Origin of the sequence: Saccharopolyspora soli, from assembly GCF_022678645.1 — a bacterium.
Taxonomy (GTDB): domain Bacteria; phylum Actinomycetota; class Actinomycetes; order Mycobacteriales; family Pseudonocardiaceae; genus Saccharopolyspora; species Saccharopolyspora soli.
This window is the reverse complement of sequence record NZ_JALBWV010000004.1, coordinates 34,422-50,899: the sequence shown is the minus strand read 5'-3', so window position 1 is coordinate 50,899 and position 16,478 is coordinate 34,422. Positions and strand designations below refer to the sequence as shown.

Sequence of the window (16,478 nt, the reverse complement as noted above, 5' to 3'; positions counted from 1 at the left end):
TGCGCCACAGCGCGGTTCCCAGCCGGGAAGACGTCACCTCGCGGCTCAACGCCAGCCGCCGCTCCTTCAGCGATTTGCCCTGGCCTCGTGCGGACTCCGTCCCTCGGATATCCGATCTGCCGGTATGTCCAGGGCATCCAGGAACGCGGCGGCGGCCGGTGACGGCCGCAGTCGGCTCCAGATCAGGTGCTCCACCCGGGTGGGTGGATCACGGAGTTCGACCACGTGCAAGTCGGCGAGTTGGGGCACGAAGGCGGCGGGCATCATGCCGATACCCAGGCCCAGCCGGACCATCCGCGCCAAGAGGTCCGCGTTCGCTATCTCGAAGGCGACCGCACGGCTGACCCCCGCAGCGGCGAACGCCTCATCAGACTGAGCGCGTGCGGCCGTACCGGCGGGAAAGTCGACGAACACCTCGTTCGACAGCCGGTGCAGATCCACGTCGGCCTCGTCGGCCAGCGGGTGGCCGGGCGCCATCACCGCGACCAGCTCACCCCGCGCCAAGGCGCGCCCCCGGACGCCCTTCGGCTGGACGTTCGGCGGCAGTCCGAGGAACGCGAGGTCCATGGTGCCCTGCCGTACCTGTTCGACCAGTTCGTCGCTCGCCCCCACGCGAAGCGTGATCCGCACCTGCGGATGGCGCACGTGAAAGCTCTTCAGCGCGTTCGGCAGGTCGACTGCCGTGACGGTGGGAATGGTGCCGATGGCTAGTCGGCCGCGAAGCTCCCCTGATGCCGCCGCCACCTCGGCGCGAGCCCGTTCCGCCGCGTCGAGCGCCTGCCGGGCCGCGGGCAGGAACGCTTCGCCAGCGGGGGTCAACTTGACCTGGCGGCTGGTGCGGTCGAAGAGCCGGGCGCCCAGCTCCCGTTCCAACCGGGCGATCTGGTGACTCAGTGCGGACTGGACGACCCGGCAACGCTCGGCGGCACGGGTGAAGTTCGCCGTCTCCGCCACTGCGACCACATAGCGCATTTGCTGCAGCTCCACGAATCCATCGTGAATCACGATCGCTGGGTTGACAAAGATGCGTTGGACTCATTGATCCGCGAAGTCCGAGGCTAAGGGCATGACAAACGCAACCGGGCCAACGACTCCGCGCCGTACGCAGCACAAGGCCACCGAGGCGCAAGACGGCCACCCGCCGTTGAGCCGCGGGCTGCTGCTCCTGATGGCCGCGGCCACGGGACTCTCGGTTGCGAACAACTACTTCGCCCAGCCACTGCTGGCCCTGCTCAGCCGGGAGTTGCAGCTCAGCACCACGATGGCCGGACTGATCGTGACGGCCGCGCAGGTCGGTTACGGGCTGGGGCTGATGCTGCTCGTCCCGCTCGGCGACCTGGTGGAACGCCGCAGGCTCGCCGTCGTGCTGTACGCGGCCACCGCCGTGTTCCTGCTGATCTCGGCAACGGCACCCAACGGAACCCTGCTGCTCGCCGGAACGGTGCTCACCGCGTTTACCTCGGTGGCGGCCCAGGTCGTGGTGCCGTACGCCGCCACGCTCGCGGCACCGGGGCAGCGCGGTCGCGTGATCAGCACGGTCATGACCGGCCTGATGCTGGGTGCACTGCTGTCCCGTGCGGTCTCGGGAGGGCTTGCCGAGCTCGGCGGCTGGCGAACGATCTACTGGGTGAGCGCGATTCTGATCGCCGGAGTGGCAGTGCTGCTGTGGCGCTTCCTGCCGCCCCTGCGCACCCCGATCGGGCTGTCGTACCCGGCGCTGCTGCGCTCAACGATCGCGCTGTTCCGCTACGAGCCCGTGCTGCGGTGGCGGGCCGGTATCGCAGCCCTTTCGCTCGCATCGTTCAACGTGCTGTGGACGGCGCTGACCTTCCTGCTCGCCGGTCCGCAGTACGGGTGGTCCGAGGCGGGCATCGGGCTGTTCGGGCTGGTGGGTGCGGTGGGCACGGTGACAACGATGATGGCCGGTCGGCTGGCGGACCGCGGCTACGTGCAATGGGTCACCGGGCTCGGCACCGCCGCGCTGGCCGCGGCCTGGTTGCTCATCGGAGCGGGCGAGAGCTCGCTCGGGTGGCTCGCGGGCGGCATGATCGTCCTCAACGTGGCACACCAGGCGGTGCTCAACAGCAACCAGAACGTCATCTACGCGCTACGCCCGGAGATCCGCAATCGGCTCAACTCCGCGTTGACGACGGCCTTCTTCGCTGGCGGTGCCGCGGGCTCGGCGCTTGCCGCGGTGGCGTGGGTGCGTGGCGGCTGGACGGCAGTGAGCGTCCTGGGTGGCTTGCTGGCCTGCGGGACTTTCGTGCTGTGGGTGCTGGAACGCCGAGGGGTCCGCTGAGAACCATCACCGTATTCGTCAGCGGTCGGAAACGTGGGCGGTCAAGTGGTGGTCGGGGCACTGTTGCGCGGCCAAGAGACCACCGGGATGACGTTCCCGCGGAACCGGCTTCACCACTGGAAGGATTTCGCAATGTCGAACAAGAAGACCATCCTGGTCACGGGCGCGACTGGCGGCCAGGGCGGCGCCGTTGCCCGCAGGCTGCTCGACGACGGCTGGGCGGTGCGCGCCCTGGTCCGTGACCCGGACAAGCAGGGGGCCAAGGGCCTAAAGGCGCTCGGCGCGGAACTTTTCACCGGCGACCTCGACGACCCGGAGTCGCTGCGCGCGGCAGCGCAGGGCGTGCACGGCGTCTTCAGCGTGCAGCCCGCCGACTTGGCCGACCCGCACCCCGGAGTCGAGGTGCGGCAGGGCAAGAACGTCGCCGACGCGGCCAAAACCGCGGGCGTCGCGCACCTGGTCTACAGCTCCGTTGGCGGCGCCGAGCGCAACTCCGGCGTGGCGCACTTCGAGACCAAGGCGGAGATCGAGGCGCACATCGGTGCCATCGGCGTGCCCGCGACGGTGCTGCGGCCGGTGTTCTTCATGGAGAACTGGTCGTACATGGTGCGGGAGGCGGACAACGGTGCGCGGGTCGGTTCGATCGCGCTGGACGCGGACACGTCGCTGCAGATGATCGCGCTGGTCGACATCGGCCGGATCGCCGCGGACGCGTTCGACAAGCCGACTGAGTTCATCGACAAGAAGATCGAGATCGCGGGCGACGAGCTGACCGTGCGGCAGATCGCCGAGGTGTTCACCAAGGTCGACGGCATCCCGACTCGCCTCGATCGGCAGCCGATCGAGGAGCTGCCAGCCGAAGCGGCGAACATGTTCGACTGGTTCAACGAGAAGGGGTACCAGGCCGATATCGCCGCGCTCCGCGAACGGTACCCGGAGCTGCTGACCCTCGAAGCGTGGCTCGGGAAGAACCGGTAGGCGATAGGGGATCGGATGCCGTTCCCGATGCCGAAGTTGTCAGCAGTGGCGTTGCGGCGAAAGGCATCTCGTCGCGGCGCACATGAGAGTCCAATTTGGACATACGAGCGCGCGACAGGTACTCGCGCACCGCGGCCCACGTCAGCCTTCCCGGACGGCGGGCAGTTCAGAGTCGCGGTAGCCGCGTGCCCGGCCCGGATCGAATGATCCTGGGCCGGGCCGGATTCGTCGGCCGATCAGTTGAACGCGGCGGCGAATGCGCCGGGTTCGTAGGAACCGCCCTGCTGGTGCACGATGACGGCGAGCCGGTTGGCCGCGTTGACCAGGGCGACCAGGGCGACCAGCGCGGCGATCTGGTCGTCGTCGTAGTGCTTGCGCACCTGGGCCCAGGTCTCGTCGGACACGCCGTGGTAGGCGTCGGCGAGTCGGGTGCCCTCTTCGGCGAGCGCCAGCGCGGTCCGCTCGGCCTCGGTGAACACGGTGGACTCGCGCCAGGCGGCGACCAGGTTGAGCCGTACCGAGGTTTCACCGGCGGCTGCGGCCTCCTTGGTGTGCATGTCGACGCACCAACCGCAGCCGTTGATCTGGCTGGCGCGCAGCGCCACCAGCTCCTGCGTGGACTTCGGCAGCGGCGACTGGTGGATCACCAGGCTGGCGTTGGCGAACCGCTTGGCGAACTTGACGGCGATCTCGTTGTCGAACATGTTGAATCGGGGTTCCATGACTTCGTCCTCACTCGTGGTGTCGCACTGGACGAACACGAGATGCCGGTGACCCGACCCCTGTGACAGCACGGCTACGTGACGCCCGCCACAGTCAGATGGGTACACGACACTGCCTCGCCGTCACGGAATTCGGCGCCGGACGACAAGGAATGGCTACCGTCTCGATGTCACACAACGGCGGGGTCCGGCATCTGATGGGCGACGCAGTCGAGAGTGAACAGGAGCCACTCATGGCCAGCACGCCGCAGACCACACCCGACGATCGCGGCAGGGGCAGCAGTCGCGACGACCGCCCGGACCTCGCCACCGAGGTGTTCCTCGCCCACCGCAACCTGCTGTTCACCGTCGCCTACGAAATGCTCGGCTCGGCCGCCGACGCGGAGGACGTCCTCCAGGAGACCTGGCTGCGGTGGGCGGGCGTCGATCTCGGCACAGTGCGGGAGCAGCGGGCGTACCTGGTCCGGATCACCACCCGCCAAGCGCTCACCCGGCTTCGGACGCTCGGCCGCCGCAGGGAGTCCTACGTCGGCCCCTGGCTGCCCGAGCCGCTGCTCACCTCGCCCGATGTGGCCGAGGACGTCGAGCTGGCCGACAGCGTTTCGATGGCGATGATGCTGGTGCTGGAAACGCTCACGCCGACCGAGCGGGCGGTGTTCGTGCTGCGCGAGGTGTTCGATCTGGCCTACGACGAGATCGCCGAAGCCGTCGACAAGAGCCCGGCCGCGGTCCGCCAGATCGCGCACCGGGCACGGGCCCACGTCGCGGCGCGTCGGCCGCGCGGGGTCGTTTCCGCGGCCGAGACCCGATACGCGCTCGATGCGTTCCAGCGGGCGGCGGAAACGGGAGATCTGCAGAGCCTGCTCGACATCCTCGCGCCGGATGTCGTCTTGCTGGGTGACGGTGGCGGAATCAAGCAGGCGATCCCGCGGCCCATCGTGGGGGCCGACAAGGTGGCCAGCGTGCTGGTCGCCGGGCTGGGCAGGATCGCCGACACGGCGTCGCTGCGGCCAGCACAGGTCAATGGCTACCCGGCGCTGGTACTCCGGCTCGATGGCGAGATCGACACCGTCGTGGCGGTGCGAATCGACGACGGCCTCATCACCGGGCTCTACGCCGTGCGCAATCCTGAGAAGCTGTCACACATGCAGCGCGAGACAACCCTGCGCCGCTGAACCCGTGTCCACACCTTGTTCAGAGGATCAGCAAATCGGCCCCTGGCGGCGTAATGCCTGCTCAGGGGCCGGGATTAGTGGGTTCTGGAAAGCGCCCTCGGCAGAGCACACAGCAGATGGGAACAGCTCCGACCAGGGGTTTCTTGGGAGGACGTCTGGTCGTTGAGCGCCGGGTGTCGCTTGATCGGAGTAACGGCGCAGTCCCCGCCAACCTGACGACGATGACGAGCCGCGGCAGGTGGATCGCTCGTGATCCGGCGGCTTCGTCACGCGGAGCAGTACCGACGACCCGTTGATCCGGAGCCGATCTCCGCGGTCACGGACTGGGTGAGCGCGGAACTGAGGGCAGGTCAGGAGGCGGGCACAGAGGCGGCGCTGCTGGTGAAGATCTGCTCCACCGTCAGCCCGTCCGGTGACGGCGCCTGGTTCTTCACGGGAACGCGTCCCTCGGCGCGCATGTCCTCGGCCAGACCGGGATCACGCGGGTCGCGAAGGTGTCGCCGTCGACGCCGACGACGCACATGCCGACGGACGTGCACCCGTAACCGGGCCGTCGTACCAGTGCTGCAGGTAGAAGACGTACCGGCCCTTGGCAGGCTCGTCGCCACGTCGGACAGCGCGGTCTCCGGCGAGCGGGAGAACTCCACGACCGCCTGGGAGACACTGGCCTTGCTGGACTTCTCGACGTTGATCGCCATGTTCGACGTGCGGTGGGCGGGCGGAGGCCAGCACCGCGAAGATACTCAGTTTGCCCATACCGGCACGATGTCAGCGGACGCTGACAAGTCGGTGACACGGGGATCGGCGCCACGCAGGCGCGACAGCTGGTCAAGATCGTTCGGTCCGAGTTCCAAAGAAGCGTCGGCGCGCGACGTCGAGGATCTTGGCGCGAGTCTCCGGCTTTCCATGCCTGCGTCCCCGCGGCTCGGGTGAATTCATCACCGTTGAGACAGCAGGGCTCGATCGATGTCGTCACCTCCGTGGTCTGCTCGATGGACGGTGTTGCTCTCCGGCGTCGATGCCGTTGTGGTGGAGCGTCGTTGGGCGATGCGCAGCAGCGCGAGGAGGGTCATGAAGAGCATTCCGTAGACGGTGAGCAGCACCGAGGTCTCGTAGATGTCGGCGGTGCGCCAGATCGCGCCGGTGGCATCGGTGACAGTGGTGCGCTCGGCGGTGAAGAAGGTGACGAAGTAGGAGACTGTCGTTGCCGCGTAAAGCAATACTGCTTGCAGGTCGCTGACGGTGGTTCGGTCCGGCTGTGCGACCGGGCCGCGGCCGCGCAGGTAGAGGGCGAAGACCTGCATGAACAGGTAGACGGTGAGGGTCCAGCCGAGGAAGTTGACCAGTGGGACGCCGAAGAAGCCGCCGCCGTTCTCCCAGATCCAGGCCTGGTTGATGGTGGACGTGGTGGGGTCGAACGCCAGGTCCCAGGCGGTCATGGTGAACGCGCCGATGATGGGGGTGCCGAGGGTGGTCAGCCAGGGCGAGTTTCGGCGCACGTCGCCGAGGAGCGCGGTGGCCACGATCCAAGCGAGGTAGCCGGTGGCCAGGTAGGCCGGGCCGATGAACCACGGGACCTGGAAGATCTTGCCGTCGCCGGTGTAGTGGTAGTGGCCGAACGGGAAGCCGGTCTGGATGCTGAGGTTTTCCAGGATGTTGCTGATGATCAGGCCTGCTGCGACGAAGACGCCGATGGCGCGCCAGCCGTAGCGGTGCGCGCCGTGCAGGAGCACGAACCCGACTTGGACCACGATCACCGGCAGCCGTGCGCCCGCACCAGGGAGGAAGGCCGCGACGAGCAGGCCGGCGGCGATGGCGGCGGTGAGGATCCACAGGGTCCTCGATGAACGTTGGATAGCGGACATGTGGCGACTCCAACTACTTGGTGGGTTGCGTGAGCAGTCCATTGAGGACCACCGTGCTGAGCAGTTCGTGGTCGTCGGCGTCATCGGGCCGGTCGAACAGTCGGGCCAGCGGTGTCTGGCTGTACATGGCCAGCGGCTTGGTGACGGCGAAGTGGAACAGGTAGAACGGGATGTCGCGCAACACCCCCTGCTGGACAAGTCGGTCGAAGACCGGCCGCGCCGCGTTGTTGAGCGGACTCATCAGCGTGTGGAGGTAGGCCAGGCGCGGTGAGTCGCGGGCGGCTTCGTAGTCGACGACCCGGCCGAGGTGTGGATGGCGGGCACTGACCTGGTGGAAGGCGCGCACGCTGGCGATCAGCCGGGCGAGGTCGTCAGTCGGTTGCTCTTTGGCGAAGGCCGCCATGACCTCCTCCTTCACCTGGGCGACAGCGGCGTCCATGACCGCCTGCCAGAACGCTTCCTTGGTGGCGTACCGGTCGTGGATGAAGGTGTGCCCCATGCCCAGGTGCTCGTTGAGCTGCCGCACGGACACCGCCTCGTAACCCAGTTCCGCGAACGCCTCAAGGCCGCGCTGCAGGATCTCCGCTAGATCGGGCAGTTGCGCGTCAGCAGCCGGGCGGCCCGGCGCACGCCGTGCTCTCGCCACCGAACCTCCTGTAGTCGTCTGAACAGTGCTAACCTTAATCCGACAGCTGCCGGATTACAAGGAACCGGAGGGCAGCACGATGAACGCCACACCTTCACGCCTCGGCTCGACCGCCGAGGACTACGAGCGGATCGGGATCAGCCCCGACCACGTCGCACTGTGGGAGGACGGGACACGGACCGGCGGCGAGGCGGGAACCTACGAGTGGTGGTACTTCGACGCCCACCTCGACGATGGCGCCAAACTCGTCGTGGTCTTCCACACCAAGAACTTCACCGACATCGCCAAGCCGCTCGCGCCGACGATCCGCATCGACCTCGACCTGCCCGACGGCACCAGCCACAACAAGATCGGGAAGTTCGCGCCGGAGCAGTTCTCGGCTTCCCGCGAGCGGTGTGACGTGCGCATCGGCGACAACGTGTTCAGCGGCGACCTGCACAGCTACAAGATCGTCGCGGAGGCGGACGGCATCGCCGTCGAAATCAGCCTCACCGGCCACGTCCCGGCCTGGCGGCCCGCCACGGGACACATGTACTACGGGGCCGACGACGAGCACGAGTTCAACTGGCTACCCGCCGTACCGCAGGGCAAGGTGCAGGCGACCTACCGCGTCAACGGCACGTCGACCGAGGCATCAGGTGTGGGGTACCACGACCACAACTGGGGCAACGCACCGATGACCTCCTTGGTCAACAACTGGTACTGGGCCCGCGGGCAAGCCGGTCCCTACAGCGTCATCGCGTCCTACGTGACAGCGGAACAGAAGTACGGCTACGCCGAGATCCCCATCTTCATGCTGGCCGAGAACGGCAAGGTCATCGCCGACGACGCCGGCAAGGTGACCTTCGAACGGCTCGGCGCCTACACCGACACCACCACCGGAAAACCGGTCGCCAACCTCACCCGCTACACCTGCACCGACGGCGACGACAGCTACGTCGTCACCTTCACCCGCCACCGCGACCTCACCGCCAACAAGCTGATCAACGAGATCGACGGCCCCAAGAAGCTGGCCGCCAAGATCGTCGGCTTCGACGGTGCCTACCTGCGCTTCACCGGCGAGCTGCGGATCGAACACCGCCATGCGGGCAGGATCGTGGACAGCCACACGGATTCTGCGATCTGGGAGCTGATGTACCTCGGCAAAACCCGGATCGGCCAATAGCGGGCGTCCGATGCCGGCAGCGTGTTCGGCGTGCGCTCGTCGGCATCGGTAGACCCCGGACGGCATGAACCTGCGCACGTCGTCCAGAAAAAATTATGCCCGGTAGCGACATACTGCTACCGGGCACAACAGTCCTGAACTGCAGAAACGCTTGATCAAATCGGCGCCCTCGGCAGGACTCGAACCTGCGACACCTGCCTCCGGAGGGCAGTGCTCTATCCGCTGAGCTACGAGGGCTTGTCGCTGCGGACGATCGTCAGCCTAGCGCATCGGCGGCACAGCCCTCGGCGGGGGGCGACTTACCCCAACCCACCGTTCACCACCACTTCGCGGCCCGGTGAGAGCAAGGGAACCTTCCTGTCACGGTTGACAGGAAGGTTCCCTTCCTCGCGTCATGGGCTCGGCCGCCGCGCTTGACACCTGCAATCATGCATATTTCACTATATGTCAGGGGTCGACGTGAGGAGGACAGCCGATGGGTCAGGGGCACGGGCACGGTACGGCCGCTGATGCGGTCAGCGCATCCGGCCGCTACGTGCGGCGGTTGGCTGCGTCGTTCGCGATCCTGCTCGCGTTCTTCGTGCTCGAAGCACTCGTCGGGTTCTACACGTCCTCGCTGGCACTGCTGTCCGACGCCGGACACATGCTCACCGACGTGCTCGGCGTGGGTATGGCGCTGGCCGCGATCACGGCTGCGCGTCGACCGGTCGAGGGCAAGCGGACCTTCGGGCTGTACCGCATGGAGGTGCTGGCCGCGCTCGCCAACGCCGTGCTGCTGTTCGCCGTCGCCGGTTACATCCTCTACGAGTCCATCGCCCGGTTTCAGGAGCCGCCGGAGATCGCCGGTGTGCCGATGATGTTGACCGCCGCAGCCGGGTTGGTCGCCAATCTCGTGGTCTTCGCACTGCTGCGGCGGGGCGCCAACGAGAGCCTGAACGTGCGCGGGGCCTACCTGGAGGTTCTCGCGGACACCATCGGTTCCGTCGGCGTGCTGATCGGCGGCGCGGTGACCTGGGCGTTCGGCTGGTACCTCGCTGACCCGATCGTCGCGGTCGCAGTCGGGCTCTTCGTGCTACCGCGCACCTGGAAGCTGGCACGCCAAGCCCTGCGGATCCTCGTCCAGCAGGCTCCCGAAGGAGTCGACGTGCGGGAACTCCGGGCCGACCTCGCCGCGCTGCCGTCGGTCACCGAGGTGCACGACCTCCACGTGTGGACCCTCACATCCGGCATGGAGGTCGCCTCAGCCCACCTGACCACCGACGCGGCCGCCGATCACGGCGGCGTGCTGGTGGCGGCGCAGCGCCTGCTGGCCGAGCGCTACCGCATCGACCACGCCACCCTGCAGGTCGAACCCGCCGAATGCGCCAAGCGCTGCCAAGCCCTGACCTGGTGACCGCCGCCGGATGTGACAGGAAGGTTCCCATGCTCACGTCAGCGGGCGTGGGTGTCCCTGGGGTTGGGGTGACAGGAAGGTTCCCTTGCTGCGGTCAGCCGAGGGGTTGGGCGCCTCGTTCGGTGAGCATGGTGCGCATGAGGGTGCTCTCGTTGCTCTGCGAGCCGAGGATGTTCTTCGCCAGCTCGCGCACCGCTGGGAGCGCCGCGTGCACCGAGGCGTACTCGGCCATCTCGGCGCCGCCTTGGTGGTGCCGCAGCATCAGTTGCAGGAAGTAGACGTCGAACTCCGGTCCGCGCAGCGACTGCAGGCGGGACATCTCCGCACTGGTGGCCATGCCGGGCATCAGCCCGCCCGACGGTGCACCGGTCGCAGCGGCGTTGTGGTCGTGGCCGCCGTCCGGGGTCATCCACTGCATCAGCGGGCCGGTGGCCTGCGCGGGTTGGCCCCACAGGCTCAGCCAGCCCTGCATCCGACCGATCTGATCGCGCTGGTTGGTTTCGATGTCGAACGCCAACTGCCGCACTGCGACGTCCGTGGCGCGCTCGCGCGCCAGCGTCGCCATGGTCACGGCCTGCTGGTGGTGCATCGTCATGTCCTGCGCGAACCCGATGTCCACCGCGGTCGGCTGCGGTTCGGCGCGGTCGAAGGACGGCACCCGGATCAGCAGACCGAGCGCCGCCCCCAACAACAGCAGTGCCAGCGCTGCCGCGACTGCCACGAAGATCCGCACCGGCAGCGATCGCCGGGCGGCAGGTGCGTCACCGGACACCGCTCACTGGCCCATCTCGCCGGTGGCCGCCGTGGCGCCGCGGCCGTCCATGGTGACCGCGTCCGGGCCCGGCGGTGCGGCGTCGAACTTCGGCGGGTTGTTCGTGTCGAACGCGCCCGGGTATGCCTGGCAGGAGCCGCCGACCTCGGGGTAGACGCCGTTGTTGTTCAACCGCAGCGCGGTGATGAACTGGTCGATGCGCGCGTCGTCAGCGTTGTCGACCTTGAGCTGGTGACCCCAGGACTGCAGCGAGATCGCGCTGTCCAGGCCTGGATACGGCGACATCATCGTGTACGGCTTGCCCTCGACCCGCGCCTTGAGCCGCGCCAGGCCTGCCTCGTCGACCCGATCCGGGTTGTAGGCGATCCACACCGCGCCGTGCTCCAGCGAGTGGACCATGTTCTCGGTGCGCACCGCCTCCGGGTAGACCACGCCGGTGCAGTCGGCCCAGATGCCGTCGTGCGGGCCGCCGAAGGGCGGGGTGTGGTCGTAGGCCACGCGCTGGTCCGAGCGGATGTGGACCTGCCCCTGGTAGTTGACGATGGTGATGCCGGGGATCGTCTTGGACGGGTCCGGGTTCTGCGGGGACGGCTTGAACGCGGCGGTTGCCGCCTCCGCCGCCGCTTGGGCCTGCCGGACGGACTCCTGCGCCGACCACCGGCTGTACGCGTACCCGAAGATCACGGCCGCGAACACCGCTACGACGGTGACTCCGGAGATCAGCATCCAGGGGATCGACCGCTGATGCACCACGGCGCCGCGCACCGCTTTGCTCTTCCTGTTCGCCATGCTGTTCGCAAACCTCGTCTCGCCAAGAAACACCGGGTGGACCCGGCACGCCAGTCTAGAGATTGCGGGCGCGGCGGGTGACCGCTCGTCCAATGCTCGCCACCACACGTTCTCACATCTGCGTGATGGTTCGATCACACGGCGTGTCGTGTCCGCCGCTGGCCTGCCCAACCCGTTCGCTGAACAGCGGTGACGCTTCCTTAGACTGCATAAGGTGACTCCCGCCGCGCTCGCAGAACTGGTTCGCAACACCGCCGTCGAGGTGCTTTCCGCCCGCAACCTGGACACCTCCGTGCTGCCCGAGGCGGTGACGGTCGAGCGACCCCGCAACCCGGCGCACGGCGACTACGCGACCAACGTGGCGATGCAGGTCGCGAAGCGGCTCGGCGTATCGCCCCGGGATTTCGCAGGCTGGCTGGCCGAGGCGCTGACCGGGCAGGACGCCATCGACGCCGCCGACGTCGCCGGGCCGGGCTTCCTCAACCTGCGGCTGGCCGCCGACGCGCAGGGCCAGATCGTGCGCGAGGTCCTCAACCGGGGCGCGGACTACGGGCGCGGCCAGCGGTACGCGGGTCTGAACGTGAACCTGGAGTTCGTCTCGGCCAACCCGACCGGTCCCATGCACCTGGGCGGCGCCCGGTGGGCGGCGGTCGGCGACGCGCTCGGTCGAGTGCTGGCCGCGCAGGGCGCCGCGGTGACCCGCGAGTACTACTTCAACGACGCGGGCGCGCAGATCGACCGGTTCGTCCGGTCCCTGATCGCCGCCGCGCAGGGCGAGCCCACCCCAGAGGACGGCTACGGCGGCGACTACATCGGCGAGATCGCCGCCGCGGTGCTCAAGGCCGAGCCGAACGCCCTGGAACTGCCCGCCGAGCAGCGCCACGAGACGTTCCGCCGCATCGGCGTGGGCTTGATGTTCGATGAGATCAAGCAGAGCATGCACGAGTTCCGCACCGACTTCGACGTGTACTTCCACGAGGACTCGCTGCACACCTCCGGTGCGGTGGCCGAATCCGTCGAGAAGCTCAAGAAATCCGGTCACCTGTACTTCTCCGACGGCGCCTGGTGGCTGCGCTCCACCGAGTACGGCGACGACAAGGACCGGGTGCTGATCAAAAGCGACGGCGAGCCCGCCTACATCGCCGGTGACGTCGCCTACCTGCGCGACAAGCGCAACCGCGGCTTCGACCTGTGCATCTACGTGCTGGGCGCCGACCACCACGGCTACATCGCCCGGCTCAAGGCCGCCGCGGCGGCGCTCGGCGACGACCCGGCCGTGGTCGAAGTCCTCATCGGACAGCTGGTGAACCTGGTGCGCGACGGCAAGCCGGTGCGGATGAGCAAGCGCGCGGGCACCGTTGTCACGATGGAAGATCTGGTCGACGCGGTGGGGGTGGACGCCGCCCGCTACTCGCTGGTCCGGTCCTCCGCGGACTCCGCAGTGGACATCGACCTGGACGTGATCAGCAAGCGCACCAACGAGAACCCGGTCTTCTACGTGCAGTACGCGCATGCCCGGCTGTCCTCGTTGCAGCGCAACGCCGCCTCGCTCGGCATCGAACGAGGACCGGTGGAAGAAGCCGACCTGTCGCTGCTCACCCACGAACGTGAGGGCGACCTGATCCGCACCCTCGGCGAATTCCCGCGCGTGGTGCTCTCGGCCGCCCAGTTGCGGGAACCGCACCGGGTGGCCCGCTATCTGGAGGACGTGGCCGCCGCCTACCACAAGTTCTACGACGCGTGCCGCGTGCTGCAGCCCGGCGACGACCAGGTGAGCCCGTTGACCATCGCCCGGTTGCAGCTGTGCGAGGGGACCCGCCAGGTCATCGCGAACGGTCTCGCGCTGCTCGGTGTCAGCGCTCCGGACCAGATGTAGTGCCCGCGAGGAGATGAACGTACCAATGGCCTGTCGAGCGGCAGGCTGCGCGAAGGAGCTGTAGATGCGCGCCCATCCCGCCGGGCCCCGGCACGCCGACGTCGTGCCACCCGGCAACACCGCAGGACCCGTTCCGGCCAGCGCCGAAGAGCTCGACCTGCTGCACCCGCAGGTGTGGCCGCGCAGCTGCGAGCGCGGCACCGACGGCGTCGTCCGGTTCGCCGGGATCGACATCCGCGAACTCGTCGAACGCTTCGGCACGCCGCTGTTCGTGCTCGACGAAGACGACTTCCGATCCCGTTGCCGCGACTACGCCGACGCCTTGGGCGACCCGGCGGCGGTGCACTACGCGTCGAAGGCGTTCCTGTGCACCGAAGTCGCGAAGTGGGTCGCCGAAGAGGGCCTGAGCCTGGACGTGTGCAGCGGCGGTGAGCTGGCCGTGGCGCTGCGCGCCGGATTCCCGCCGGAGCGGATCACCTTCCACGGCAACAACAAGTCCGTCGCCGAGCTGACCGCCGCGGTCGAAGCAGGGGTCGGTTCCGTCGTGCTGGACTCGTTCCACGAGATCGCCCGGCTGGACCACATCGCCACCGAGCACGACGTCCAGCAGCACGTGCTGGTGCGCGTCACCGTCGGTGTGGAGGCGCACACCCACGAGTTCATCGCGACCGCGCACGAGGACCAGAAGTTCGGTTTCTCGCTGGGGGGCGGGCAGGCCGCCGAGGCGGTGCACCGGGTGCTGAAGACCGACTCGCTGGTGCTGGCCGGTCTGCACAGCCACATCGGCTCGCAGATCTTCGACGTGGACGGTTTCGAACTCGCCGCGCACCGGGTGGTCCGGCTGCTGGCCGAGCTGCGCGAGGAGCACGGCGCCGACGCGCTGGCCAGCGCGTCCACTGTGGATCTCGGTGGCGGGCTGGGCATCGCCTACACCGCCGAGGACGATCCGCTGCCGCCAGCCCAACTGGCCACTCGGCTGCACGAGATCGTCGGCAAGGAAGCCGACAACGCGGGCATCCCGGTGCCGAAGATCGCCGTCGAGCCCGGCCGCGCGATCGTCGGGCCGGGCATGGTGACCGTCTACGAGGTCGGCACCATCAAGGACGTGGCGCTCGGCGGCGACGTGCAGCGGCGCTACGTCAGCGTGGACGGCGGGATGAGTGACAACATCCGCACCTCGCTCTACGACGCCGTCTACGACGCCCGGCTGGTCTCCCGAAGCGCCGAGGCGCCCGCCGTGCTGTCCCGCATCGTGGGCAAACACTGTGAATCCGGTGACGTAGTGGTGCGCGATTGCTGGCTTCCAGAGGACATTGCTCCAGGAGACCTGCTCGCGGTGGCCGCCACCGGCGCGTACTGCTACGTGATGGCCAGCAACTACAACCGCCTGCCCAAACCGCCCGTGGTGGCGGTTCATGCTGGTCAGGCGCGGTTGCTGCTGCGCAGGGAGACCGAGGACGACCTGCTCCGGCTGGAGGTGTGAGTGATCCAGGACCGTGAACCGATCAGGGTCGCGCTGTTGGGGTGCGGAACCGTGGGCACCGAGGTGCTGCGGCTGTTGCAGGACCAACCGGAGGAATTCGCCGCGCGAACCGGGGCACCGATGCTGGTGACCGGGGTGGCGGTGCGCCGCCCGCACAAGCACCCGGGAGTGCCCCAGCACCTGCTCACCACGGACGCCCAGGCGCTGGTGGACGGCGATGTCGACGTCATCGTCGAGCTGATCGGCGGCATCGAACCGGCCCGCTCGCTGCTGCTGAGCGCGCTGAGGTCCGGCAAGTCGGTGGTGACGGCCAACAAGGCGCTGCTTGCCGAGCACGGCTCCGAGCTCTACGCGGCGGCCGACGCCGCGGGCGCCGACATCTACTTCGAAGCGGCGGTCGCCGGGGCGATCCCGCTGCTGCGGCCGCTGCGCGAGTCGCTGGCCGGGGACCGGATCAACCGCGTCATCGGCATCGTCAACGGCACCACGAACTACATCCTGTCCGCAATGGACTCCACCGGCGCCGGTTACTCCGAAACGCTGGACGAGGCCGGTCGGCTGGGTTACGCCGAGGCCGACCCGACCGCCGACGTCGACGGGTTCGACGCCGCCGCGAAGGCCGCCATCCTGGCGTCGCTGGCCTTCCACACCAGGGTCACCGCCAGCGACGTGCACCGCGAGGGCATCTCGGCGGTCACGCCCGGCGACATCGCGGCCGCACGCACCCTGGACCGCACGGTCAAGCTGCTGGCCATCTGCGAGCGGGTGGTCGACGAGGACGGCACCGAATCGGTGTCCGCCCGCGTGCACCCGGCGATGATCCCGCGCAGCCACCCGTTGGCGGGGGTGGGCGACGCGTTCAACGCGGTGTTCGTGGAGGCCGAGGCCGCCGGTCAGCTGATGTTCTACGGGCAGGGCGCCGGGGGTGCGCCGACGGCCAGCGCCGTTCTCGGCGACCTGGTCGCGGTGGCTCGTAACCTGGTTGTGGCGGGCAAGGGACCGCGGGAGTCCGCGCACGCGCAGCTGCCGATGCGCCCGATGGGCAAGACCCCGACCCGCTACCACATCAGCCTCGACGTGGCCGACAAACCGGGCGTGCTCTCGCAGGTCGCGGCCACGTTCAACGAGCACGATGTGAGCATTTCGGTGGTGCGTCAGCAGGGTCGGGGCGCGGAGGCCAGCCTCGTGGTGGTCACCCACACCGCGCCCGACGCGGCATTGAAGTCCACTGTGGACAAGATCGCGCAGCTCCCGGTGGTGCGCGAGGTGGTCAGCGTGATGCGCGTGGAAGGTGAACCGTCGTGACGAACATCCA

General features: G+C 68.3%; 15 protein-coding genes and 1 tRNA gene. 8 read left to right on the top strand and 8 right to left on the bottom strand.

Annotated elements, in window-relative coordinates:
* Positions 1-66: 66 nt before the first annotated feature.
* Complete coding sequence (locus tag MOQ72_RS04260) at positions 67-987, bottom strand: LysR family transcriptional regulator (RefSeq protein WP_242180648.1); 921 nt, start codon at positions 985-987, stop codon at positions 67-69.
* Positions 988-1,066: 79 nt separating this feature from the next.
* Between MOQ72_RS04260 and MOQ72_RS04255 the strand changes: the two genes are divergently transcribed.
* Both MOQ72_RS04255 and MOQ72_RS04250 read left to right on the top strand, forming a co-directional pair.
* A complete protein-coding gene (locus tag MOQ72_RS04255; protein WP_242180647.1) occupies positions 1,067-2,299 on the top strand; it encodes an MFS transporter in 1,233 nt (410 codons plus the stop codon).
* A 132-nt stretch (positions 2,300-2,431) separates the two neighbouring features.
* On the top strand, positions 2,432-3,277 hold the full coding sequence (locus MOQ72_RS04250; protein WP_242180646.1) for an NmrA/HSCARG family protein: 846 nt from the start codon (positions 2,432-2,434) through the stop codon (positions 3,275-3,277).
* A gap of 236 nt (positions 3,278-3,513) precedes the next feature.
* Here the strand turns inward: MOQ72_RS04250 and MOQ72_RS04245 are convergent, their stop codons facing one another.
* Entirely contained in the window at positions 3,514-3,999 is a 486-nt protein-coding gene (locus tag MOQ72_RS04245) for a carboxymuconolactone decarboxylase family protein (protein ID WP_242180645.1), read from the bottom strand.
* Positions 4,000-4,232: 233 nt separating this feature from the next.
* Here MOQ72_RS04245 and MOQ72_RS04240 point away from each other — a divergent pair, with 233 nt between their 5' ends.
* A complete protein-coding gene (locus MOQ72_RS04240) occupies positions 4,233-5,174 on the top strand; it encodes an RNA polymerase sigma-70 factor (protein ID WP_242180644.1) in 942 nt (313 codons plus the stop codon).
* Between the two features lie 350 nt (positions 5,175-5,524).
* On the opposite strand, the gene MOQ72_RS04235 is transcribed toward MOQ72_RS04240, so the two are convergent.
* From MOQ72_RS04235 to MOQ72_RS04225, 3 genes are all read right to left on the bottom strand, one after another.
* Entirely contained in the window at positions 5,525-5,872 is a 348-nt protein-coding gene (locus tag MOQ72_RS04235) for a hypothetical protein (RefSeq protein WP_242180643.1), read from the bottom strand.
* A 240-nt stretch (positions 5,873-6,112) separates the two neighbouring features.
* Positions 6,113-7,039 carry a carotenoid biosynthesis protein gene (locus MOQ72_RS04230; protein WP_242180642.1) on the bottom strand — a complete coding sequence of 309 codons (927 nt, stop codon included), beginning with the start codon at positions 7,037-7,039 and terminating at the stop codon, positions 6,113-6,115.
* Between the two features lie 13 nt (positions 7,040-7,052).
* On the bottom strand, positions 7,053-7,685 hold the full coding sequence (locus MOQ72_RS04225) for a TetR/AcrR family transcriptional regulator (protein ID WP_242180641.1): 633 nt from the start codon (positions 7,683-7,685) through the stop codon (positions 7,053-7,055).
* 79 nt (positions 7,686-7,764) lie between these two features.
* Between MOQ72_RS04225 and MOQ72_RS04220 the strand changes: the two genes are divergently transcribed.
* Positions 7,765-8,850 carry a lipocalin-like domain-containing protein gene (locus MOQ72_RS04220; protein WP_242180640.1) on the top strand — a complete coding sequence of 362 codons (1,086 nt, stop codon included), beginning with the start codon at positions 7,765-7,767 and terminating at the stop codon, positions 8,848-8,850.
* Between the two features lie 164 nt (positions 8,851-9,014).
* Here MOQ72_RS04220 and MOQ72_RS04215 read toward each other — a convergent pair.
* Positions 9,015-9,087 (bottom strand) — tRNA-Arg (locus MOQ72_RS04215).
* A 238-nt stretch (positions 9,088-9,325) separates the two neighbouring features.
* Here MOQ72_RS04215 and MOQ72_RS04210 point away from each other — a divergent pair.
* A complete protein-coding gene (locus MOQ72_RS04210; RefSeq protein ID WP_242180639.1) occupies positions 9,326-10,243 on the top strand; it encodes a cation diffusion facilitator family transporter in 918 nt (305 codons plus the stop codon).
* Between the two features lie 94 nt (positions 10,244-10,337).
* On the opposite strand, the gene MOQ72_RS04205 is transcribed toward MOQ72_RS04210, so the two are convergent.
* Positions 10,338-11,015 carry a DUF305 domain-containing protein gene (locus MOQ72_RS04205; protein ID WP_242180638.1) on the bottom strand — a complete coding sequence of 226 codons (678 nt, stop codon included), beginning with the start codon at positions 11,013-11,015 and terminating at the stop codon, positions 10,338-10,340.
* A gap of 3 nt (positions 11,016-11,018) precedes the next feature.
* Positions 11,019-11,804: a thioredoxin-like domain-containing protein gene (locus MOQ72_RS04200; RefSeq protein WP_242180637.1), complete on the bottom strand. Its 786-nt coding sequence runs from the start codon at positions 11,802-11,804 to the stop codon at positions 11,019-11,021.
* Positions 11,805-12,018: 214 nt separating this feature from the next.
* On the opposite strand from MOQ72_RS04200, the gene argS reads away from it, so the two are divergent.
* The 3 genes from argS to MOQ72_RS04185 all read left to right on the top strand — a co-directional run bounded on the left by argS (position 12,019) and on the right by MOQ72_RS04185 (position 16,468).
* Positions 12,019-13,680, top strand: coding sequence for an arginine--tRNA ligase (argS, locus tag MOQ72_RS04195; RefSeq protein WP_242180636.1), 1,662 nt, complete (start codon positions 12,019-12,021; stop codon positions 13,678-13,680).
* A 64-nt stretch (positions 13,681-13,744) separates the two neighbouring features.
* Positions 13,745-15,163, top strand: coding sequence for a diaminopimelate decarboxylase (lysA, locus tag MOQ72_RS04190; protein WP_242180635.1), 1,419 nt, complete (start codon positions 13,745-13,747; stop codon positions 15,161-15,163).
* The gene (locus MOQ72_RS04185) at positions 15,164-16,468 is read left to right on the top strand and encodes a homoserine dehydrogenase (protein ID WP_242180634.1); all 1,305 of its coding nucleotides are present in this window, start codon (positions 15,164-15,166) and stop codon (positions 16,466-16,468) included. It begins immediately after the preceding gene.
* Positions 16,469-16,478 lie beyond the last annotated feature (10 nt).